The organism is Arthrobacter sp. StoSoilB13 (genome assembly GCF_019977255.1).
In the GTDB taxonomy this organism is placed as follows: Bacteria; Actinomycetota; Actinomycetes; order Actinomycetales; family Micrococcaceae; genus Arthrobacter.
In genome coordinates this window covers 101821-121767 of sequence record NZ_AP024649.1, presented here as the reverse complement: position 1 = coordinate 121767, position 19947 = coordinate 101821, and the positions used below count along the sequence as shown (strand labels likewise).

At 62.7% G+C, this 19947-nt stretch carries 21 protein-coding genes; 6 read left to right on the top strand and 15 right to left on the bottom strand.

Annotation, left to right across the window (positions count from 1 at the left end):
* Position 1: 1 nt before the first annotated feature.
* The 10 genes from folK to dacB form a co-directional block, all read right to left on the bottom strand.
* Positions 2-541: a 2-amino-4-hydroxy-6-hydroxymethyldihydropteridine diphosphokinase gene (gene folK / locus LDP01_RS19070; RefSeq protein WP_224094613.1), complete on the bottom strand. Its 540-nt coding sequence runs from the start codon at positions 539-541 to the stop codon at positions 2-4.
* Positions 538-897, bottom strand: a complete 360-nt coding sequence (gene folB / locus LDP01_RS19065) for a dihydroneopterin aldolase (RefSeq protein ID WP_224094611.1) — start codon at positions 895-897, stop codon at positions 538-540. The genes folK and folB overlap by 4 nt, the downstream gene beginning before the upstream one ends.
* A 12-nt stretch (positions 898-909) precedes the next feature.
* Positions 910-1815, bottom strand: coding sequence for a dihydropteroate synthase (gene folP, locus LDP01_RS19060; RefSeq protein ID WP_224094609.1), 906 nt, complete (start codon positions 1813-1815; stop codon positions 910-912).
* Positions 1816-1822: 7 nt separating this feature from the next.
* A complete protein-coding gene (gene folE, locus LDP01_RS19055; RefSeq protein WP_224094607.1) occupies positions 1823-2455 on the bottom strand; it encodes a GTP cyclohydrolase I FolE in 633 nt (210 codons plus the stop codon).
* Between the two features lie 10 nt (positions 2456-2465).
* Positions 2466-4535, bottom strand: a complete 2070-nt coding sequence (ftsH, locus tag LDP01_RS19050; RefSeq protein WP_224094605.1) for an ATP-dependent zinc metalloprotease FtsH — start codon at positions 4533-4535, stop codon at positions 2466-2468.
* 166 nt (positions 4536-4701) lie between these two features.
* A complete protein-coding gene (locus LDP01_RS19045; protein ID WP_224094604.1) occupies positions 4702-5754 on the bottom strand; it encodes a LacI family DNA-binding transcriptional regulator in 1053 nt (350 codons plus the stop codon).
* Positions 5755-5802: 48 nt separating this feature from the next.
* Positions 5803-6354 (bottom strand): hypoxanthine phosphoribosyltransferase, encoded by a 552-nt coding sequence (hpt, locus tag LDP01_RS19040; protein WP_216924216.1) that lies wholly within the window; start codon positions 6352-6354, stop codon positions 5803-5805.
* Between the two features lie 31 nt (positions 6355-6385).
* The gene (gene tilS / locus LDP01_RS19035) at positions 6386-7456 is read right to left on the bottom strand and encodes a tRNA lysidine(34) synthetase TilS (RefSeq protein WP_224095169.1); all 1071 of its coding nucleotides are present in this window, start codon (positions 7454-7456) and stop codon (positions 6386-6388) included.
* A 92-nt stretch (positions 7457-7548) separates the two neighbouring features.
* Positions 7549-8670 (bottom strand): Rv3626c family coenzyme F420 biosynthesis-associated protein, encoded by a 1122-nt coding sequence (locus tag LDP01_RS19030; RefSeq protein WP_224094603.1) that lies wholly within the window; start codon positions 8668-8670, stop codon positions 7549-7551.
* An 87-nt stretch (positions 8671-8757) separates the two neighbouring features.
* On the bottom strand, positions 8758-10206 hold the full coding sequence (gene dacB, locus LDP01_RS19025) for a D-alanyl-D-alanine carboxypeptidase/D-alanyl-D-alanine endopeptidase (protein WP_224095167.1): 1449 nt from the start codon (positions 10204-10206) through the stop codon (positions 8758-8760).
* Positions 10207-10354: 148 nt separating this feature from the next.
* Between dacB and LDP01_RS19020 the strand changes: the two genes are divergently transcribed.
* The 5 genes from LDP01_RS19020 (at position 10355) to LDP01_RS19000 (ending at position 14063) form a co-directional block, all read left to right on the top strand.
* On the top strand, positions 10355-10843 hold the full coding sequence (locus LDP01_RS19020; protein ID WP_144663396.1) for an inorganic diphosphatase: 489 nt from the start codon (positions 10355-10357) through the stop codon (positions 10841-10843).
* A 218-nt stretch (positions 10844-11061) separates the two neighbouring features.
* A complete protein-coding gene (locus LDP01_RS19015; protein WP_224094602.1) occupies positions 11062-12042 on the top strand; it encodes a hypothetical protein in 981 nt (326 codons plus the stop codon).
* Complete coding sequence (locus tag LDP01_RS19010; RefSeq protein ID WP_224094601.1) at positions 12039-12815, top strand: hypothetical protein; 777 nt, start codon at positions 12039-12041, stop codon at positions 12813-12815. Before LDP01_RS19015 ends, LDP01_RS19010 begins: the two co-directional genes overlap by 4 nt.
* A 3-nt stretch (positions 12816-12818) precedes the next feature.
* Positions 12819-13412, top strand: a complete 594-nt coding sequence (locus LDP01_RS19005) for an RDD family protein (RefSeq protein WP_224094600.1) — start codon at positions 12819-12821, stop codon at positions 13410-13412.
* A 51-nt stretch (positions 13413-13463) separates the two neighbouring features.
* Positions 13464-14063, top strand: a complete 600-nt coding sequence (locus tag LDP01_RS19000; protein WP_224094599.1) for a hypothetical protein — start codon at positions 13464-13466, stop codon at positions 14061-14063.
* A gap of 4 nt (positions 14064-14067) precedes the next feature.
* On the opposite strand, the gene LDP01_RS18995 is transcribed toward LDP01_RS19000, so the two are convergent.
* The 4 genes from LDP01_RS18995 to LDP01_RS18980 all read right to left on the bottom strand — a co-directional run bounded on the left by LDP01_RS18995 (position 14068) and on the right by LDP01_RS18980 (position 17636).
* On the bottom strand, positions 14068-14472 hold the full coding sequence (locus LDP01_RS18995; protein WP_224094598.1) for a hypothetical protein: 405 nt from the start codon (positions 14470-14472) through the stop codon (positions 14068-14070).
* A 1132-nt stretch (positions 14473-15604) separates the two neighbouring features.
* Positions 15605-16180, bottom strand: a complete 576-nt coding sequence (locus LDP01_RS18990) for a DUF3618 domain-containing protein (RefSeq protein WP_224094596.1) — start codon at positions 16178-16180, stop codon at positions 15605-15607.
* Entirely contained in the window at positions 16177-16608 is a 432-nt protein-coding gene (locus LDP01_RS18985) for a phage holin family protein (protein WP_224094594.1), read from the bottom strand. The genes LDP01_RS18990 and LDP01_RS18985 overlap by 4 nt, the downstream gene beginning before the upstream one ends.
* The gene (locus tag LDP01_RS18980; protein ID WP_224094592.1) at positions 16605-17636 is read right to left on the bottom strand and encodes a hypothetical protein; all 1032 of its coding nucleotides are present in this window, start codon (positions 17634-17636) and stop codon (positions 16605-16607) included. The genes LDP01_RS18985 and LDP01_RS18980 overlap by 4 nt, the downstream gene beginning before the upstream one ends.
* Positions 17637-17798: 162 nt before the next feature.
* On the opposite strand from LDP01_RS18980, the gene LDP01_RS18975 reads away from it, so the two are divergent.
* Complete coding sequence (locus LDP01_RS18975; RefSeq protein WP_224094590.1) at positions 17799-18881, top strand: FUSC family protein; 1083 nt, start codon at positions 17799-17801, stop codon at positions 18879-18881.
* 18 nt (positions 18882-18899) lie between these two features.
* Here LDP01_RS18975 and LDP01_RS18970 read toward each other — a convergent pair whose 3' ends face one another.
* Positions 18900-19934 (bottom strand): NAD-dependent epimerase/dehydratase family protein, encoded by a 1035-nt coding sequence (locus LDP01_RS18970; protein WP_224094588.1) that lies wholly within the window; start codon positions 19932-19934, stop codon positions 18900-18902.
* Between the last annotated feature and the right edge of the window lie 13 nt (positions 19935-19947).

The window sequence follows — 19947 nt, the reverse complement described above, 5'->3', positions numbered from 1 at the left end:
GCTACTCCACCGCTCCCGTCGCAGGAACACCGGCGACGTCGCCGTAGCCGTCGAAGCGACGGATGCCGGGCATGTCATCAGCTGCGGCCGCCAACTCTGCCACGCTGTGCCCGTTCAGTTGGGCGTTCGGCTCCAGCAGCGACCACGGGTACAGGACAAAGGCCCGTTCGGCCGCCCTCGGATGAGGCAGGGTCAGGACGGGGTCGTCGCTGACCACATCACCGAAAACGATGATGTCCACATCCAGCGTCCGCGGGCCCCAACGCACTTCACGGGTGCGGTGGTGCTTCTGCTCGACGTCGTGGCAGTGCTGCAGCAGCTCCAGGGGACTGAGAGTTGTTTCGACTGCCATGACCATGTTCAGGAAATCCGGTTGGCCTTCCGGGCCGCCGACCGCCTTGGTCTGGACCACCGGCGACACTCCAAGGAGCCTTACTTCCGGTGGGTCCACGAGATCGGCGACGGCTGTGGACAGGGTGTCGTTCCGCTCACCAAGGTTGCTGCCGAGCGCCAGGATCGCTTTGGTGTATCCAGAGTTCATGACCGCTCCCTGTGGACACTCACGGTGACATCGCCAAACGGAACCTCGATGGGCGCCTTCGGCTTGTGGACGGTGACATCGACCGCCGCCACGTTGTAATTGGCGAGGATGCCTTCGGCGATCCTCACGGCCAGACCCTCAATCAGGTTCAGCGGCTCGCCCTCAATGTGCGAGGTGATGAGCTCAGCCACCTCGCCGTAGTGCGCGGTGTACTGGAGGTCATCCGTCTCCGCAGCCTTGCTGAAGTCAGTATGAAGGACGGCGTCCACGACGAACGGCTGGCCGTCCCGGCGCTCGAAATCGAACACTCCGTGATGGCCGACGGCGGTGACACCGGTCAGCGTGATCCTGTCCACAAGGGCCTCCGGTCAGCGGGCGATTCGAGCGGCAACCTTGACGGCGTCAAGGCTGGGACCGACGTCGTGGACGCGGACAGCCCAGGCGCCCTTCGCGGCGCTCAGGGCAGTGATGGCTGCCGTGGCGGCATCCCGCTCCAGCGGTGCGGCAGACTTGCCGGCAACAGTGAGGAGCGAGCCGAGGAACCGCTTGCGCGACGCAGCCACCATGACCTTGTGGCCGAGCGTGAAGAGCTTGTCCAGGTTCTTGAGGATTTCCCAGTTCTGGTCCTCGTTCTTGGAGAAGCCAATCCCGGGATCAACGATGATCTGCCCGGGAGCAACGCCCGCTGCATAGAGTTTGTCGCGAACACCGCTGAGCTCGGCCACGACGTCTTCCGTGACGTCGTTGTACTCGGTGAGGCTGTCCATGGTGCGGGCATCGCCACGACGATGCGTGAGGATATACGGAACCTTGGTGCGCGCCACGAGTTCGGGCATGTCCGGCTCGATGGTCAAACCTGAGACGTCGTTGATGATCGCGGCGCCGGCTTCCACCGCAGCAGCCGCCGTTGACGTGTGCATCGTGTCGATGCTCACCAGTGCGCCAGCCTTGACCAGCGCCTGGATCACGGGGAGGACCCGGCGCTGCTCTTCTTCGGGGGAAACGGGTTCAGCGCCGGAGCGGGTGGACTCGCCACCGACGTCGATGATGTCCGCGCCGGCGTAGAACATACGCAGGCCAAGTGCGATTGCGGTGTCCGGCGTACGGTGGGTACCGCCGTCGCTAAAGGAATCCGGGGTGACATTGAGAATTCCCATGACGAGCGTGCGGTCCGTTGGCAGGTCCTCGAACCTGGCCGCAGGCCGCGGCTTGCGGAGAATCGGCAGGGGGCTTGTGGCCGGGCCGGTTCCGGGTGCTGCAGCGAGGGAATCCATATATTGCTTACCTTCCGATGATGAGGCTCATGGCCTCGGCGCGGGTGGCCGGGTCATGGAGCTGACCGCGCACCGCACTGGTGACGGTCTTGGCGCCGGGCTTGCGGATGCCGCGCATGGACATGCACATGTGTTCGCATTCGACGACGACAATCGCCCCGCGGGGGTTGAGGTGCTTTACCAGTGCCTCGACGATCTGCGTGGTGAGCCGTTCCTGCACCTGCGGCCGGCGCGCATAGATATCCACCAAGCGGGCCAGCTTGCTCAGACCTGTCACCTTGCCGTCATGTGACGGAATATAACCAACATGGGCCACACCGTGGAACGGGACCAGATGGTGTTCGCACGTCGAATAGAAGGGAATATCCTTCACGAGGACAAGCTCTTCATGGTCGAGGTCAAACGTGGTTGAGAGGACATCCGCCGGGTGCTGGTGAAGGCCCGCGAAGACCTCCGCATACGCCTTGGCAACCCGCTTGGGCGTGTCCTGCAGGCCGCCGCGGTCAGGGTCTTCACCAATGGCGAGCAGGATTTCACGTACTGCTGCTTCAATGCGCGGGCGGTCCACTTTATTGCCCCGCTTGCCGTCCGTGGCTGAGCCGTGGGCGGCGGCGAGGTCGTCGTCGTCGAAATGAGTCACAGCAGAAAGCTTAGCCGTGAAGCGGAGAGTCGTTGCCGCCGTCGGGTCCCGGTGACTGGAATGACTCCTGGCTGCTGACGCCCTGGGAGTGCGGGGCTACGGCATCCAGCGGCTCGTCCAGACGGGCCTTCTTGGCCTCTTCCTGGGCCTCACGCTCGGCTTTCTCGGCGCGCGACTCTACGGGCGGAATCGACTGGACAGGACGGGACTCCTTGGACAGCCAGATCTCACGGAAATCACGCTTGCGGATGTCGTGGAAGATCTCGGCGATTTCGGCCTGGTTGAGGGTTTCGCGCTCAAGCAGTTCCAGTGCCAGCCGATCGAGGACATCGCGGTTCTCGGTGAGGATGGCGTAAGCCTCGTCGTGCGCCTGGTCGATCAGGCGACGCACTTCCTCGTCCACAACGTAGGCGATCTGGTCCGAGAAGTTACGCTCCTGCGCGGCGTCGCGGCCAAGGAACGGCTCGCCGCCGCCCTGGCCGAGCTTCACTGCGCCAACCCGTTCGCTCATGCCGTACTGCGTGACCATCTTCCGGGCCGTTGACGTGGCCTTCTCGATGTCGTTGGACGCGCCGGTGGAGGGGTCATGGAACACGATTTCCTCAGCAACACGGCCACCCATGGCGTAGGCCATCTGGTCCAGCAACTCGTTGCGGGTAACCGAGTACTTGTCGTCCTCGGGAATCACCATGGTGTACCCAAGGGCGCGGCCACGGGGAAGGATGGTGATCTTGGTGACCGGAGCTGAGTTCCGCAAGGCGGCCGCAACCAGCGCGTGGCCACCTTCGTGGTACGCGGTGATCTTGCGTTCGAGTTCCTTCATGACACGGCTGCGCTTCTGCGGGCCTGCCATGACGCGGTCGATTGCCTCGTCCAGTGCGCGGTCATCAATCAGGTTGGCGTTTGAACGCGCCGTCAGCAAGGCGGCCTCGTTGAGGACGTTGGCCAGGTCGGCGCCGGTGTACCCCGGGGTCTTCTTGGCAACAGCCCGGAGGTCGATGCCCTGGGCCATCGGCTTGCCCTTGGCGTGGACGTTCAGGATCTGCTCGCGGCCCACCATATCCGGGGCCTCAACGGTGATCTGGCGGTCGAAACGGCCCGGGCGAAGGAGCGCGGGGTCCAGCACGTCCGGACGGTTGGTAGCTGCGATGAGGATGACGTTCGTCTTGACGTCGAAGCCGTCCATCTCCACCAGGAGTTGGTTCAAAGTCTGTTCGCGTTCATCGTTGCCGCCACCGATGCCTGCGCCACGATGGCGGCCTACGGCGTCGATTTCGTCCACGAAGATGATGGCGGGGGAACTCGCCTTGGCTTGTTCGAAAAGGTCGCGGACACGCGAAGCGCCAACGCCCACGAACATTTCAACGAAGTCCGAGCCGGAGATGGAGAAGAAGGGAACGCCTGCCTCGCCCGCAACGGCGCGGGCCAGCAGCGTCTTACCAGTGCCTGGAGGGCCGTACAGCAGCACACCCTTGGGGATCTTGGCGCCAACGGCCTGGAACTTTGCCGGTTCCTGGAGGAATTCCTTGATTTCCTGGAGCTCTTCCACGGCTTCGTCAGCACCTGCGACGTCGGAGAAGGTCACCTGCGGCATGTCCTTGTTGACCAGCTTGGCCTTGGACTTGCCGAACTGCATCACCTTGGAGCCGCCACCCTGCATCCGGGAGAGCAGGAACCAGAACAGCACACCAAGCAACAGCACGGGGATGAGCAAGGAGAACAGTCCGGAGAACCAGTTGTTCTCGATCGGCTGGTCAGTGAAGCCCTTGTCGGGGTTGGCGCTGGTGACAGCCTTGACGACGTCCGGGCCACGGTCCGTGACGTAGAAGAACTGGACGTTCTTGCCTTTGTCCTGGCCATCAATATTCAGGTTGTCTTTCAGTACCAAGTCAACGCGGTTCTCGGCGTCGAAAATCTTGGCCTGCTCCACCTTGCCGCTTTGCGCGAGGAGTTCCAGGCCGTCCTTGGTGTCAATACGTGTGGAACCGCCCGGAGCCAGCGTTGCGAATGCCACCAGGAGCAAGCCGACGACGACAACAATCCAGATGCCCGGGCCCTTGAAGAAACTCTTAGCTTTCATCTGATCGGGGTTTCGCCCCGTCCCTCCTGGTAGTGCTGCGAGGCGCAACTTCTGCGCGCGAATGGTGCTGCTTCAGTTTCTAGCTATACACCGTTCCCAGTTATTCACGCACTGGAATGCTCAAAAGTTCCCTCTGGGCGTACACAGGATACTCGCCTACGTCGCGCTAGGACAGCCCTGGCTGGGGATTCGTAATGGATTCCCGGGTCACGAGGGGACACTCCAGAATCGTCGGTTTCGCTGCCAGGACGGCGAGGTCTGCCTTGCCCTCGATGGCATCGATCAGCCGTTCGGTGGCCCAGGCGCCCATCTCGTAGTGGGGCAATGCCACTGTTGTCAGGCCAGGGTAGAGGTTGGCCGCGATGAGTTCCTGATCGTCGAAACCCACCACGGACAGTTCGTTGGGAATGCTGATTCCCAACTCAGCCGCTGCACGGTAGGCGCCCATGGCCATGCGGTCGTTGTAGCAGAACAAGCCCGTGGGCCGGTCCTTCCGCTTGAACATCCGCAAGGCGGCAACATAGCCGCCCAGCACCTCCGAGAGTTCGGACTCCACCGGTGCGGCAGCGCCGTCGAGCCCTGCTTCGTCCAAGGCGTTCCGGAAGCCACGCAATCGGTCACGCGTAGCCGGGACGTCGTCGGTGTTGTTCAGGAAACCGATCCGGCGGTGGCCGGCATCTAGCAGGCTTTGCACGGCTACCCTGGCCCCGCCCTCTTCATCGGGGACTACCGAAGCGACGCTCCCGGCCAAGCTCTCGGAGTCCACGAGCACCGCTGGAATCGAACTCAGGTTTTCCGGCAAGGTGACCTCGCGGTGGTACATGGTGGCGTACAGGATGCCATCCACGCGCCGCTCCAGGAGGGCTTCGACATCGGCCTGCCTGGACTCGTCACTTGCTGCACCTGAGGTGTTGATGATCATCAGGTTGTAGCCCCGCGCCCTGGCGGCCTCATCCGCACCCAGGATAATCCGCCCTGCGTGTGGCGTGGTGGCGATTTCCTCACTGACGAGACCCAGCATCCCGGTCCGTTGCGTGCGCAGGGCCTGGGCCAGCCGGTTTGGGCCGTAGCCGAGACGTTCCGCCGTGGCTTTGACCTTTTCCCGTGTTTCCACGCTGATGCGAGCGTAAGCGACGTCATTCAGGACGTGGGAAACAGTGGTGACAGACACGCCGGCGGCAACTGCTACGTCCTTGATGCCAATGCTTTTGTTCGTCAACGGGTTCCCACGTCCTTATGGTCCGGTGAAGGGCGTAAGTAAGGGTGGTTACTCGTAAACGTGCGGGGCCAGGGTGCCCACGAAGTCCAGGTTGCGGTACTTCTCGGCGTAGTCCAGGCCATAGCCCACAACGAATTCGTTGGGGATGTCGTAGCCGACGTATTTGACGTCGATCTCCACCTTGGCGGCGGTCGGCTTACGGAAAGCGGTGCAGATCTCAACGCTGGCCGTACCGCGGGATTCAAGGTTGGACTTGAGCCATGACAGTGTCAGGCCGGAGTCGATGATGTCCTCCACGATCAGCACGTCCTTGCCCATGAGGTCGGTATCGAGGTCCTTGAGGATCCGTACAACACCGGAGGACTGGGTGCCGGAGCCGTAGGAAGAAACGGCCATCCAGTCCATGCTGACGTGGCTGTGCAAGGCACGGGCCAGGTCCGCCATGACCATCACGGCACCCTTGAGGACACCGACGATCAGCAGTTCGCGGCCTTCGTAGTCCTTGTCGATCTGCGCCGCCAGTTCAGCGATGCGCGTTTGGATTTGCTCTTTGGTGTAAAGAACGTGCTTGAGATCTGCCTGGACGTCGTTTGAATCCACCAATGGCTCCTGTTTTGATGCTCGGGTTCGGCTACTGTTGGGGCGATTTCTGATGCCGGAATACTAGCTTCCCACAGCGTGCGGCCTCCCGGGGACCGCCGGTGGCCGAATCACCCGTCCCGGCAGCAGCCGAGGCAACGGAACCACCAGCCCGTTCCTGCTCCAAATCACTGAGGGACAGGCGGTAAACACTCACGTGGCCAGGAAGTTCCACAGGGCCGGCAGAACCTTTGCGGCGAAGCAGCGCTTCCGCGGCTTGGAGCCGTCCGTACCCGGGTTGTTGGCCCCCGACGTCGGCAGCCGCCTTCGCGATGACCCGGAACCTCAGCGCTGCGGGAAGTCCGCGTACGGCATCCTCTGGCAGCCACGCGCCGTCGTCGGTTCGCTGCACGAGCGAGAGATACGTCTCGTTTGCAAGATCCTCCAGGAAATCGGCGTCGTGCTGCAGGATTGCGGCTGTCCGCGCCAAGGATTCAGCAACGCCGGGCCCCAGTTTTTCTTCGAGGACCGGCATGACCTCCACCCGTGTTCGCGAGCGCGCGAAGGCAGAGTCACTGTTGCTCGGATCATGCCACGGCTGCAGTTCCTCGACCTCGCAGATTTCCAGGGTCTCTTCGCGCCGCAGGCCCAGGAAGGGCCGGAGCAGGCGTCCCCGGACCGGCCTCATGCCCGCCAAAGAACGGGTACCCGAGCCACGGGCCAGGCCAAGGAGCACCTGTTCGGCTTGGTCATCCAAGGTGTGGCCGAGGAGGATTCGATCGCAACCAAGATCATCTGCTGCGGCTTCGAGTGCCGCGTGCCGGGCATCGCGGGCCGCAGCTTCGGGTCCGAAGCCGGTGGACGCAACCTCAACCGTGCGCACTTCCACAGGTGAGAGGCCCAGTTCCCTCAAGACAGCTGCCGTTCGGGAAGCTACGTCTGCCGAGCCAGCCTGGAGCTGGTGGTCGACAACCACGCCGGCCACGGAAAGGGGATGCCCGTCCACATGGCCGCGCCGGGCGAAGTATCCAGCCACCGCGGCGAGCGCAAGTGAATCCGGCCCTCCGCTGCAGGCTACGAGCACACGTTGCGGGTATCCCGCAGCGGCCAGGGCGTTCTGCACCTGCTTCCGTGCCTTGCCGACGACGGGCGCCAAACGGCCCGGCCGGCGTCGGCCCTTGCCTGGGGAAACGGATGCAGCGCTTGGGGAACTGCTCAAAGCCCCATCCGCTCGAGCCACATCCTGGAATTGTGGATCTCTTCCTCGGTGGGGAGGTTTTCGGCCGAGTTCCACACCCGGTTGAAGCCTTCCATGCCGCCCACCTCAACAACTTCGCGCACGAACTTTGCGCCGTCTGTGTACTGGCGCATCTTGGCGTCGAGACCGAGGAGGTTCCGGATGAACTTCTCGATGATGCCTCGGTCCTTGCCGCGATCATTGAAGCGCTGGCGAATCGTCTTAACGGACGGGACGATGCTGGAGTCCACGGCATCCATCACCACGTTGGCATGGCCTTCGAGGAGGCTCATGACGGCAGTGATGTGGGACAGGGAAGCCTTCTCCTCTGGATCCTGCAGCAGGTCCAGAATTGCGCCCCGGCTTGGCACGTTCCCGGATGCAGCGCGGTCCTTCAGGGACTTGGCTACGGCGGCTGCCCGCTCAACCAGGGAATCCATGTTGCCCAGAAGGTGACCGCTGAGCTTTTCGATTTCGCCGAGCATGTGGTCCCGCAGCCACGGTGCTGCCGCGAACTGGACCCGGTGCGTTTGCTCGTGAAGGCATACCCAGAGCCTGAAGTCGTCCGGGTGCACGTTGAGTTCGCGTTCAACGGAGATGATGTTGGGCGCAACAAGGAGTAGCCGCCCGCCCGAAGGGACGTGGGCTTCGGGGGCCAAGGCCGCGAACGGATCATATTGGCCCAGGACTTTACTGGACAGGAAAGCAAGGATGGCGCCGAGTTGGCTACCGGTGATGGCGCCGCTGGCCGCAGCGGCAGCTGGTGTCAGGGACAGGCTGTTGCGGGACTCCAGCATTTTCGCCAGAACAGGCTGGAGCATGACGGAGAAGCTCTGGGTGTTGGCCTTGGACCATGAGGCGCGGTCCACAACGAGAACGTGCGAATCCCGCAGGTCCCGGGCCGCTTCAAGCCCCGTGATGTCATGGACATGTGGCACGGAGATATCGGCATTGAAGCGCAGGTTCTCCACCGCCTTGCCGATTTCCCCAGCGCTCAGTGCCGGGCCGGGCGGGGTAAGCCGGGCAGCCGTCGAGGCGGCCAGGTCCCAATTGATCAGGGACGGGGCCCCTGCTGACGAATCTCGGGCAGATGACACCATACGGTCCATCACACCACATGACCCTGACAAAGGGCCCTTAAGTTCGCTCCGCGCGGAGCGGCGGGATTTTACTGTTCCCCAGCGGGGTTAGCGGCAGCCGCACGAGGCGAGCACCGATGCCGAACGGTCCATCGCCTCCTTGTTTCCAGCCGCACCCGGTTCCAGCCCATTGCCGATGAACGAGAACACCAAAAGGCGCCCATCAGCGTCCACCACGTACCCGCTCAGCGCGATGACAGTGTTCAGCGTCCCCGTTTTGGCGCGGACAAGGCCCGCACCCTGGGCTGTGCTCGGATCCACGTACCTGTCATCCAGGGTGCCCGTCAGGCCCGCGACCGGGAATCCGTCCAGGGCGGTCCGAAGGCTCAGGTCCGGTCCGCTGGTAATGGCCCGGACTACCTCGGCAAACTGGCGGGCAGACACCTGGTTCTCCAAGGCAAGGCCGGAAACATCGGCCAACTGCAACTGCTTGGGATCAGTGGCGATTCCCAACTCCCCCAGCCGTTGGCGCACGGCTGAAGTGGCGCCGTCGTACGTTGCTTCCTGTCCGGACGCAATGGCGGTCATCCGCCCAAGCGCCTCTGCCAGGAAGTTGTCCGAGGTCTCCAGCATGAGGTCCACCTGCTCGCCCACAGTGGCGGACTCAGCTGCAGCCAACACTTTGGCCGGGACGCCCTTGCCACGTTCGACGCCGGGACTCACCTGGACGCCGGCAGCCACCAATTGTTCGGCGAAAGCCTGGGCGGTGGTGACGGCCGAATCCTGGGGGCGCGGCCCGGTGGTGACTGTTGGTGAGTAGCGCCCGGAGTTCAGGGCGAGGGAAAACAAGGGGGCGGTTTCGCCAGCCGCGACGTCGTCCAGGCTCCACGCAGGATTGAGGGGCGCGCCGCTGAACAGCGAATCATCAACCTGCACGGTCACAGGCCCTTTGACCCCGGCGGTAGCCAAGGAAGCGGCAGTATCGGAGGCCAGGGTTGCAAGTCCCGCCCGGCCCATCACGGCCTCTGGATCCGAGGCGCCTCCGCCGAGCAGCACGTCCCCTCCCCCCGTCAGCACAACGGTCGAGGGTTCACTACCGGCCAGCACACGGGTGGTAAAGCGTGATTCGGGACGGAGCGCCTTCAAGGCAGCGACGGCGGTCAAAAGCTTCATGTTCGACGCCGGGATTCGGTTGGCGTTGGCATCGCGGTCGAACAGGACCGTGCCTGTGGAGGCGTCCATGACAATGCCCGTAATGCTGCCGGCGCCGACGGGTTTCAGGGCGTCATTCACAAGGCGCGAAAGCTCAGCCGGGACGGGCACGGGGGCATCGGGGTCCAAAGGAAGCACGCCATTGGCCTCGGACAGCCGGTCCGGCTCCTGCTGCCATGATGGCGCGGAGGGTGACGGCTTGGGTGCGGTGAGGAGTCCCGGCACCATGCCGGCCACCACGATCGCCCCCAGGCAGAGCAGGACCAACGTCAACAGCATCGGCCACTTCAAGCGCCCCCACGCCGTGGACACCCACTTCCGGGCACCCCCGTTTTTAACGCCCATCATGGAAGTTGCTTGGTCCTGTCAGTCCTGAAAATGTCGCCGCCGGTTCAAGAAACCCGGGCCTCTCGCTATATCCTCAATAGTAGTCGGCGGCGCTGGCTGCACTTTCGCCTGCCGCGCCCCACCCACACCCGTCAAGGAGCACGCCATGAAGCACGACGTGACCATCGAGATCCCCAAGGGATCGCGCGTCAAGTACGAAGTTGACCACGAAACCGGCCGCGTCCGCCTGGACCGCGTCCTCTTCACCTCCATGCAGTACCCCACGCACTACGGTTTCTTCGAGAACACGCTGGGCGAAGACGGCGACCCCCTGGACGCACTGGTGCTCCTGCAGGACTTCGACCTCCACCCCGGCGTCATCGTTGAGTCCCGCCCCATCGGTGTTTTCAACATGACTGACGACGGCGGCGGAGACGCCAAGGTCCTCTGCGTCCCGGTGGATGCACGCTTCGACCACATCCAGGAAGTGAGCGACGTCAGCGAATTCCTGATCAAGGAAATCGAGCACTTCTTTACCCGTTACAAGGACCTGGAGCCCGGCAAGTGGGTCAAGGCTGAAGGCTGGGGCGACCGCGCCGCTGCCGAAGCCGAGCTGGAAGCCTCCATCAAGCGCTTCTCGGCCGAAGGCCACTAGCAACACTTACGACGGCGGCTGGTGCTGTTCCCTGTGAACGGCACCAGCCGCCGTCGTGCTTTAAGCAACGCGGGGTCAGATACGGCCCATTATTGGCTAAAACATGGGCCCTAAGTGACCCCGCGTTGCTTTGATGGGCACTGCTCCCCATCGCGGCATCTTCGGGGTCCGCCTAGGCTGGGACGAGACTTTACGACGCATGTAACAGGGGGTACCACATGGCTGGGTTCTACGGCGCGGACATTGCGCAGCTTCGCAGTCTGGCCGGCGTCATGGGCAAGGCTGCCGATGCCATCAATCTGCAGAGCGCGCAGTTATCCAACGCCATCAACTCCGCAACGGCGTGGCAGGGCCGCGACGCCACGGTCTTCAAGAGCGATTGGAACAGCCAGCACAGGCAGAGCCTGGTGAAGGCCGCCAACATGCTCAGGGACAATGCGAGCCAGCTCAAGAAGCACGCCAACCAGCAGGAATTTGCCAGCCACAATGACGGTTCGGGTACGTCGGTGGGCGTCCTGACGGATGTCTACGACACCGCAACGGGCGTCAAGGAACTGGGCGCGCAGCTCTGGACCGCCTACAAGTACGGGAAGCTCGGACATGCCGAATGGGTCAAGACCCGCGAGGTACTCACCAATTGGCGGGCTGGCGGTACGGTGCTGCGGGATGCTTTGAGTGCTTTGCGCAGCGGCGAGAAGGTCACTGATGTCATCACGGACCTGAAGGCCAACATTCCCTACAGCCAGGCGTTCCAGGATGCCAGCAAGTTCTCGAAAGGCCTGCGCGTCGCCGGGGCCCTGGCGGCCCCGCTGAACATTGTTGGCGGTATCAGCGACATGATCAGTCCGGAGCACGACGGCTGGCGCGGTACCGGAGACCGGGTAGCCGGCGGCCTGTCCGTAGTGGGCGGGGTGGGCAGCATCATGCTCATGACGGCCGGTGGCGCAGCTTTGCTGGGGCCCATTGGCGCGCCAATCGTGATCGGGGCGGGCATCGTTGCCGGCGCCTGGGCGCTGGGGAACCTGGTGGCGGACAACTGGGATTCCATCAGCAACTTCGCCCGGAACCCTGGCAGTTATATCGCCGACGGCGCCCGGGAAGTAGGCAATTTCGCCAAGGATGTAGGCAGTAAGGTGGCAGACGGGGTCGGTAATGCCGCCAAGTCAGTCGGAAACTTTGTCGGAGGGATATTCGGATGACCACCAGCACCATGAATTGGACCGAGCGGGACGTACAGGCCGCAGCGAAAGTCCTGGCCTCGGCCAGCGCCACCGGCAAGGCGTTGCCGACGCTGACAGATGAAGAGGTTGTTGCCTTGGACGGCGTCCAGCACGAGCAAATCGTGGCCCTTCCGTGGCTCACTTCGCAGGATGCCAGCAAGGAGCTGATGTGCGCCGTGGCTTTGCGTGGGCTGCTCGCCAAGGAACTCGTCTACCCTGTGATCTTTGAAGGCGAGACCGAACCCACCCGGCTGCACGCCACGGAGGAAATCACAGGCGCCCTGACACTGCGTCGCAGTGGCAGCAGCGTGGTCTCAGTGGAACGCAACGTTTCCACCGGCAAGCGCTGGCTCTACGGCTACATCCACGACGACGGCGTGCTGCTGGAAGAAGTGGATGAAGGCGGGCTGCACGGCTTCACTGTTGTCACCCGGGACCAGTTGGCTCCGCGCCTGGCTGAATTCGTTGACCCGAACACAGCGGCCAACCGCGACACCGATCCCACTGTTTACTCTGAGGCCGGGTTCGAAGAATATGCCGCAACGGCCCTGGCCGATACGCAGGCGGCCAGCAACGTGGTGGTCTTCAATTCTGATACGAACGACTTTCCAACTGTCACCGTCTACACCGGCCCCAGCAGCGTGCACGTGCTTACTCCGCGGGTGGAAGGCGAATCTGTCTCCCTTGAGCTGAAAGAGACATCCGCGCCGACGCTTGCCCGCGTCCTCGGCGGGCTGGCTGGGCTGGCCTGACGCATGAGCAATTCGAAGTCCCAGACCGCTACTGGCTTGGTTGATGCCCTCAACGGCCGCCCCGTACGCCGCCATCCCGGGACCGGCGCCTACTTCGTGAAAGCATCCGGAGGGGCCCACTTCTGGGGTCGCGTCCTTGACGCGATCGTGTTCCTTGCAGGCTATGGCATCCTGGCTGCAATAGTGGCGGTTGCACGCAATGCCATGATGAACAGTGGCTCACTTCTGGCCTTCAACGACGGCTTCTGGTTGACGCTCTACGTTGTTCTCTGGTTCGTTGGTTTGTTCGTTTACGGCATGATCTGGGGTACTGCCGGCAGCGTCGGCGATGCTGCCGCGGGCATGCGCTCGGTACGTATCAAGGACGGCACGACGGCGGGTGCCTGGTTGGGCGGGTGGCGCGCTATCTGCTGGTCCTTCTTCCCGTTCTTCGTGGTGATGCTGATTCTTGCGGCGTTCAGCGGGAGCTCGGACGATACGTGGGATCCGAAGTTTGCTGCTCTTGATCGCCGATCCGGTGTGGCGGAGGGCCGGCAGCCGGTCCCGGACCCCAAAGTGGCGGCCGCAGAGCGGGCATCCTCGACAGAAAAATTTTAAGGAAAACAAGCCCTTGCAGAGCGGCTACCAGCCGGTAGCATGTGATCCACTATGTTCACTCTGACCATCAACCAACGCGACAGCCGCCGCGACGGCGATCTCGTGCCAGGGCTCCTCAAGGACCTGCGGCATATTCCGGCACGGCTCGACTTCGACCGTTCGGTTGAGGATGAGGTGCAAGGCATCGTCGAGTCCGGCCACCAAGCTGTTGACACAGCACTGATCGCCCTCCGGACCGGCCAATGGTATGTAGGAATCGGAGTGGGGCCCATCAACGAGCCCCTTCCCAACCTTGTCAAGGACGCTTCCGGGCACGGTCTTGTCTATGCCCGGCGGGCTGTTGACCGCCTCCGCAACGGGAAGGAACGTGTCCCTGTTGCCGTTGATGGTCCCTTCACAGCTTTGGCGGCAGAAGCCGAAGCAGTACTGCGCCTCCTCGGACACATCGTGCAGCACCGAAGCGCGGCGGAGTGGCGGGTGCTGGACCTCCTCACTCCCGGTGTCCGCGGCCAGCAAAAGGCTGTTGCCCAGGAACTCGGCATCACGACGCAGGCTGTCAGCAAGGCACTTGCCCGTGCGCAGTGGGTGGAGGAACACGCTGCCCGACCCGCCGCGGCCCGTCTGCTGCAGATGATCCTCGAAGTGCGGTAACTGACTACAGCCCCGGCTTAGTGCTGCCTGTAAACAGCTCACCGATTGCGGCGACCGGCCTATTCGATGCCGGGCAGGTCCAGACACCCTGATCACTGACCACGCGGGGCGTTAGGGGGTGGTTATTTGGGTGTTGAGGGCACTGGGGCCAGTTGCTGCAAGTCGCTCTATTCTCTTCAATGACCCACTCCTGAATCTGATCGGCCACCGACGCAAGCTGACCAGCGCGCGAAAGTTCGCCCAAGACTGAAATGCCTCGTCCTGTGGAATCACGGGCGCTGTAAATCATGACTGAAAGCACCCGCGGGTTGTCGTACCAATCCACGTCATGAATGCGGGGCGGCTCAAACCCGCTGGAGACAACGTCCCGCAAGACGTGATTAATAATTTCGATAATCTTGACCGTCATAAAAAGCCTCCTGGCGCCACTCCCTTGTGAACACTTCTGCCGTAACGGGGTGTTCTGTCATTAGATTACATCCGCGCGGTGTTACCTACTACGTCGGGTGATTCGAGTGACATCGGTGATAATCACTTAGTTTGGCGGAAATATGCGCTATCAAAGCACTAAGTTCAAGCAGTCATTCTTTGGATTGGTCGCAGCAGTGCTCCTGCTGCTTCTAGGAGTCGTGCCCAGCGCCTCGGCGGACGACACTACGGTCTCACAGGTCGTCATCTTCAATGACACCAATGCGGCCGCCGACTCAACTCTGAGGATCGAGTTCGATGCGCCCCTCTCGGAGAATGCCGCCCGTCAGGTCAAGTCCACATTAGGTGATACGCAATTGATAGAGCCGCGAGGGGCCGTTACACCGCCGCTCGTGTACGGTCCGACCATTAATTAGAACATCAGCTGCAGGATGGGCAATTATCGGTTCTCAGATACAAACGACGCGTTCCAGATCAGGAATAACTGCTTTTACAACAATGCAAATTAGAGCTATCAGATGTCAAGAATGCTTGCCGGCCAGAGCACTAGCAACGTCAGGAACTATGAAACAGTTACCTATGGAGATCAGCTTTCCTTCAGGGTCCTCATCGGGGGTCGCGCCGGATCAGCTGTGCTAACCATCGGCGGCACGGTAAGAATGGTCCCCTGACGCACACACTAACCCAACTAATATGTAGCTCGTTTTTGTCAAGGGGCGTGGGGAAGCGATCCCGGTTTGGTTTCCGGGGTCGCTTCCTTTTGGTCCGGGTCTCGGCCTCGGGAGGGGCGGCGTGTCGTTGACGACGGCGTTGTCAGACTAATATGCGCGGGCTGGTTACCCCAGGACGAGGTGTCTGGCTGGAGGCTATCGCTTCTCTAGGGTGGAGCGTGGCCTAAGAGGGTTGCTCATAGTTGGGTCGGCGTTCACCGAGACGGACAGTCCAATGATCTATCCGGAAGGCCAAAGCCCTCCAGAGCCCTGGCGAGCCAACCCCGCATACTTTCGCGGTCCCACGGCGCGCAGCAACGCGAACCCAACTGAGTCGCAGCTAATGCCCTTTTGAGCCCTCAAAACGGCATCTGCTGCGACTCAGTTGGGTGGGTAACGCGATTACTGGTTGCCGAGGTTGTCCTTGGCCATCGCGGCGCGGTCCTGCACATCTGCAGCAGCCGCCTGGCCCTCGTCCTTGACGTTGGCAGCTGCTTCCGTGGCGCTGTCTTTGACGTTCTGGACAGCGTCCTGTGCCGGCTCCTTGAGGTGTTCGGCCATCTCCTGTGCGGCGTGGCCCAGTTCCTCGGTCAGTGGCTGAGCTGCTTCCTTGACTGCCTGCGCAGCCTCGCGTTCCTTGTCCGACGGTGGGATGAGGGCCGAAACCAGCAGACCTGCGCCGAAGGCGATCAAGCCGGCAGCAATGGGGTTGCCTTGGGCTTTTCGTGTGATCACCTGCGGTGCGTCGCCAATGTCGGAGACAACACCGGAAACAGCGTCCTGGGCCTGATGGGCAACATGGCCCGCCCTGTCCTGAACATCGTCGCGGGCGCCAAACACGGCCGTCTTGATCCTGTCTACCCTCCGGTTGACGATGTGCGAGGGTGTGACCTTGTCAGCTACGGCGTCAACGTTGGTACTGAGCCGCCTGCGAGTTTGTTCGATGTCGGCGCGCAGGGCGTCGGGATTCTGCGTCATCGTGTCTCCTCAGTATTCGGTTTGAAGGTTGGAGGTATTTCCTGGACTGTCTCGGTGGTGCGCGGCATGCCCTTGATGGCGTTCAATTCCTTTCGCCCCATCGAGGCCAGCACCGCGGCGACTATGCCCCAAATGACCGCCACAACAATGGCGGACCACCCCAGGCCTATGAGCTGACCCAAGGCCCACCAAAGAGCCAGGGAAAGGAACAGCACAGTCAGATGCCCGGCCCAAGCGGCTCCGGCCATCATCCCTGCGCCCTTTCCGGCCTTGGTGGCCGATTCCTTGAGCTCTACCTTGGCCAGCTCAACTTCCTGCCGCATCAACGTGGAGACGTCGCGTGTCAGGTCGCTCAGCAACTCGCCGAGGGGTACGGATTCGGCTTTGAGATGGGCTTCGGTGGGAGGAAGGTCGGCAGGACTACTCATCGGGGACCTCCATAGACGGGATCATCGGGATCGCTGGGATCATCGGGACGTGCGAGCGGATCTCCTTGGGCCTTCACGCCACCGGCATCAGTTTCCGGGTAGGGCATGGTTGATCCTTCAAGGCCACCCGTGGTGCCCGCGCCGTATCCCGTGTCGGTTCCAGCTCCCGTTCCAGCAGCTGTCGTTCCGTATCCAGCACCCGTTCCAGCAGCTGTCGTTCCATACCCGGCACCCGTCGTTCCGTATCCAGCGGTTGTCGTCTGGGGCCCAGGCAGATCAACTGCCGGAGGTGACACAGCGCCACCCTGGGTTGGGTAGTACTGGGCGCGCGGGGTCCGGGTGGTGGTATCCGAGGTGCCCGTTCCCGTCATGGGCGAGTTGTCCGCCATTCCCCGGCCCAAACGTCCGGCGAGGACGCCGGCACCGGCAGCCAGCAGCAGGAACGTGCCGGGCTTACGCCGGGCAAAGCTCTTTACCTCATCCAGGAGTGAACCCGGATCCCGGTTTTCCAACCAGTGGGCAATCGAGGAGGAGCGCTGGGCCGCTTGCTGGACCAGGTCCGTGGCGACTCCGCCGTCCTGGCTGGCATTGGCCATGGTGGATAGCTCGTCGGAGATGGACCGCAAGCCCTCGGCGACCCTCTGTTGCTGGGTAGCGGCCTGATCGGTCAACTCGCCCTTGGTCTGCGTCAGCAATTGCCGGGCGTTCATTTTGACCTCTTGCGCCACGTTTCCGGCTTCGGCCTTGGCTGTTTCAACCACACCGCCAGCAGCATCGCGGGCTGTGCCGGCCACTTCGGCGGCTTCGTGCTTGGCCGATTCGACGCTTCCCGTGCCGGACGTCGTTCCGGATCCCGTGGTAGTGCTCCCGTAACCGGTAGTTCCGGCGCCGGCATCTGTTTCCATGCCGGTGGTGTCGGTTTCGACCGGTGAGTCCAGGTAACTTCCCGTGTAAGGCTCGGTCCCGGCGGGGACCCCAGTCCGTGGCGCCGCGAAGCTTCCGTCCTGCGGCGATTGGCTCTCAGTCATTGTCGCTCTCTTTCCACAGTTGGCAGGCTGCGGACAGCAGCCGGGATAGTAAGTATCGTTACTATCAATGGGTGTGTACCCGCTTGCGGTGGATTCAATCGCCCCATAGTGAATCGAAATCCCAGCTCGACACGGAGCGTATGACCCGCCTACCTTGGATCAATGAGCCACAAGCCCACCAGGCGGCGGCTGATTCCCGCGCTCCGAAAAACTGTGACCCGTCACCGACTCCTGTTTGCGGCCAAAACTGCTGCGGCGGCAGGAGTCGCCTGGTATCTCGCACCCTTCATGCCGGGTCCTGCTGCCTCCTACCCCTACTACGCACCGCTCGGCGCCCTCGTGAGCATGCATCCCACGGTGGCAGACTCCGCCAGGCATGGCCTGCAGAGCCTCATGGGCTTGGCCTTGGGTATAGGCATGGCTTTTGCGGTGACCACGGTGGCAGCGCCCACTGCGTTGGCCGTTGCCGTGGTGGTGGGACTGGGCGTGATCATCGGCGGGCTCCCCCGGCTGGGCACCGCCTCCGAATGGGTTCCCATGGCTGCTTTATTCGTACTCGTCCTCGGGGATTCCAATGCGGAGGGCTTCTCCTTTGCCTACGTCCTGCAGATGGCCATGGGCGTTGCCGTTGGCTTCGCTGTGAACTGGCTGGTGTTTCCGCCGCTGCATCTTGAAGGAATCGACCCCGCCCTGGCCGGACATCAACGGGCTTTGTCCCAACAGTTGAAGGACATGGCGCGCGCGATGGAGGAATCCTGGCCGCCCAACCACGAAGCCTGGGCGAGCCGCAGCGGCGAACTCTCAACAACGGCCGCAGCCGTGCGTACTGCCGTTCATGAAGCGGAACTGAGTGCAAAAGCGAACCCCAGGTCCCGGCGTCGTGCTGGCCGGCTACCAAGTGACTTGGCTGGTTTGCGGATAGTGGAACGGCTGACCTTCCATGTCCAGGACATCACCGACGTCCTGGCCAGCGTGATCTGGGAGGAGGACGCGGGAACCGTCATCCCGGACAGCGTCCTGACCAACCTGTCCGAGGCGCTGGAGGCCGTATCGCGGGTGATTGATCAGTGGCGGGGCGGCGATGCCGGGGAATTGAAGAGCCATCTGGCAGAGGCGAAGGAGAGCGTATCCGCGCTCGGGGATGCGGTCACGGAAGCTGCAGCTGGCCAGGCTTCGGTGAATGCTGCGGCGTCGGTGGCCATGAGTTTGCGCAGGATCATCACGGTGGTATCCCCTGCCGATTAGGGCCACAAACGTCAGGAATCAGCGTGGCGTCAACGGTGGCGAGGCCTTCCGCCCCTTGCCGGCACCGAGGCCCTCCAGCACTTCCGTCAGCGCCTCCAACGATGAGCGGTGCGGCATCCACCCAAGGAGACTGTGCGCACGGCTTGTGTCCATGATGGGTGCGCCGGCCGCCATGTCCACCCAGCCGCCGTCGGTTACCTGCAAGCGCAATCGCCAACTGACCTCGACGACGGCGCGCAGCACCGGGAGCGGTAGGGGCAACTGCCGTCGTGCGTTGAGGATCCAGGCGAGGGCGTTGGGATCCAGCACGGGCTCCGCGGCGATGTTGAATGCGCCTTCTGCCCGACGTTCCAGCACACGCCAGTAGGCATCGGCGACATCGTCGGCGTGAACGGCCTGAAAAATCAGCTCATTGGGAATGGGGAGAATGGGCAACCATGGCTTGCGGGGAATGAGCCGTGGGAGGACGCTCCCCAGGAAGTAGCGGCCCACTTCACTGCCCGCCTCAGCGCTGAAGATCAGTGCCGGGCGGAGCCGAGCCACTACGATGTCCGGATTTTCCTTGGCAAAGCCATCCAGAAGCCGCTCTTGCGCTGCCTTGTCCACGCTGTAATGGGATCGCCTGATACCGCCTGCCGGCCAGTTTTCCTTGGTCCGTTGATCCTTGGGGGCTGGTGAATAGGCACCAACGGACGAGGCACAGACGACGTGCTTCACGGCGGCCTGGCGGGCGGCGCCAAGTACGTGCGCCGTTCCCGCCACGTTGGTCCGGCGCAGAAGTTCGCGATTGTGGTTTGGCTGGATCTGCCAGGCCAAATGGACCACGGCGTCGGCACCTGTGAACGCGTTCTCCAGTGCTTCCCGGTCCTTATAGTCGCCGACGTCAAGCGTGTGCCACTCCATTGCGTTGTAAGGGGCCGCATTCTTGTCAGGTTCGCGTCGCGCTATCCCGACGAGGTCAAGATCCGCGCCCTCTTCCGAACGCGCAGCCTGCAACCGCTTCAGCAATGCCGTACCTGCGTTGCCCGTGGCTCCCGTGATGACTATGCGCATGAGACTCTCCCTT

Coding starts and splice junctions, on each gene's coding strand:
- folK (WP_224094613.1), bottom strand. CDS start 541: ATGAACTCTGGATACACCAAAGCGATCCTGGCGCTCGGCAGCAACCTT.
- folP (WP_224094609.1), bottom strand. CDS start 1,815: ATGGATTCCCTCGCTGCAGCACCCGGAACCGGCCCGGCCACAAGCCCC.
- ftsH (WP_224094605.1), bottom strand. CDS start 4,535: ATGAAAGCTAAGAGTTTCTTCAAGGGCCCGGGCATCTGGATTGTTGTC.
- LDP01_RS19030 (WP_224094603.1), bottom strand. CDS start 8,670: ATGGTGTCATCTGCCCGAGATTCGTCAGCAGGGGCCCCGTCCCTGATC.
- dacB (WP_224095167.1), bottom strand. CDS start 10,206: ATGGGCGTTAAAAACGGGGGTGCCCGGAAGTGGGTGTCCACGGCGTGG.
- LDP01_RS19020 (WP_144663396.1), top strand. CDS start 10,355: ATGAAGCACGACGTGACCATCGAGATCCCCAAGGGATCGCGCGTCAAG.
- LDP01_RS19015 (WP_224094602.1), top strand. CDS start 11,062: ATGGCTGGGTTCTACGGCGCGGACATTGCGCAGCTTCGCAGTCTGGCC.
- LDP01_RS19010 (WP_224094601.1), top strand. CDS start 12,039: ATGACCACCAGCACCATGAATTGGACCGAGCGGGACGTACAGGCCGCA.
- LDP01_RS19005 (WP_224094600.1), top strand. CDS start 12,819: ATGAGCAATTCGAAGTCCCAGACCGCTACTGGCTTGGTTGATGCCCTC.
- LDP01_RS19000 (WP_224094599.1), top strand. CDS start 13,464: ATGTTCACTCTGACCATCAACCAACGCGACAGCCGCCGCGACGGCGAT.
- LDP01_RS18995 (WP_224094598.1), bottom strand. CDS start 14,472: ATGACGGTCAAGATTATCGAAATTATTAATCACGTCTTGCGGGACGTT.
- LDP01_RS18990 (WP_224094596.1), bottom strand. CDS start 16,180: ATGACGCAGAATCCCGACGCCCTGCGCGCCGACATCGAACAAACTCGC.
- LDP01_RS18985 (WP_224094594.1), bottom strand. CDS start 16,608: ATGAGTAGTCCTGCCGACCTTCCTCCCACCGAAGCCCATCTCAAAGCC.
- LDP01_RS18980 (WP_224094592.1), bottom strand. CDS start 17,636: ATGACTGAGAGCCAATCGCCGCAGGACGGAAGCTTCGCGGCGCCACGG.
- LDP01_RS18975 (WP_224094590.1), top strand. CDS start 17,799: ATGAGCCACAAGCCCACCAGGCGGCGGCTGATTCCCGCGCTCCGAAAA.
- LDP01_RS18970 (WP_224094588.1), bottom strand. CDS start 19,934: ATGCGCATAGTCATCACGGGAGCCACGGGCAACGCAGGTACGGCATTG.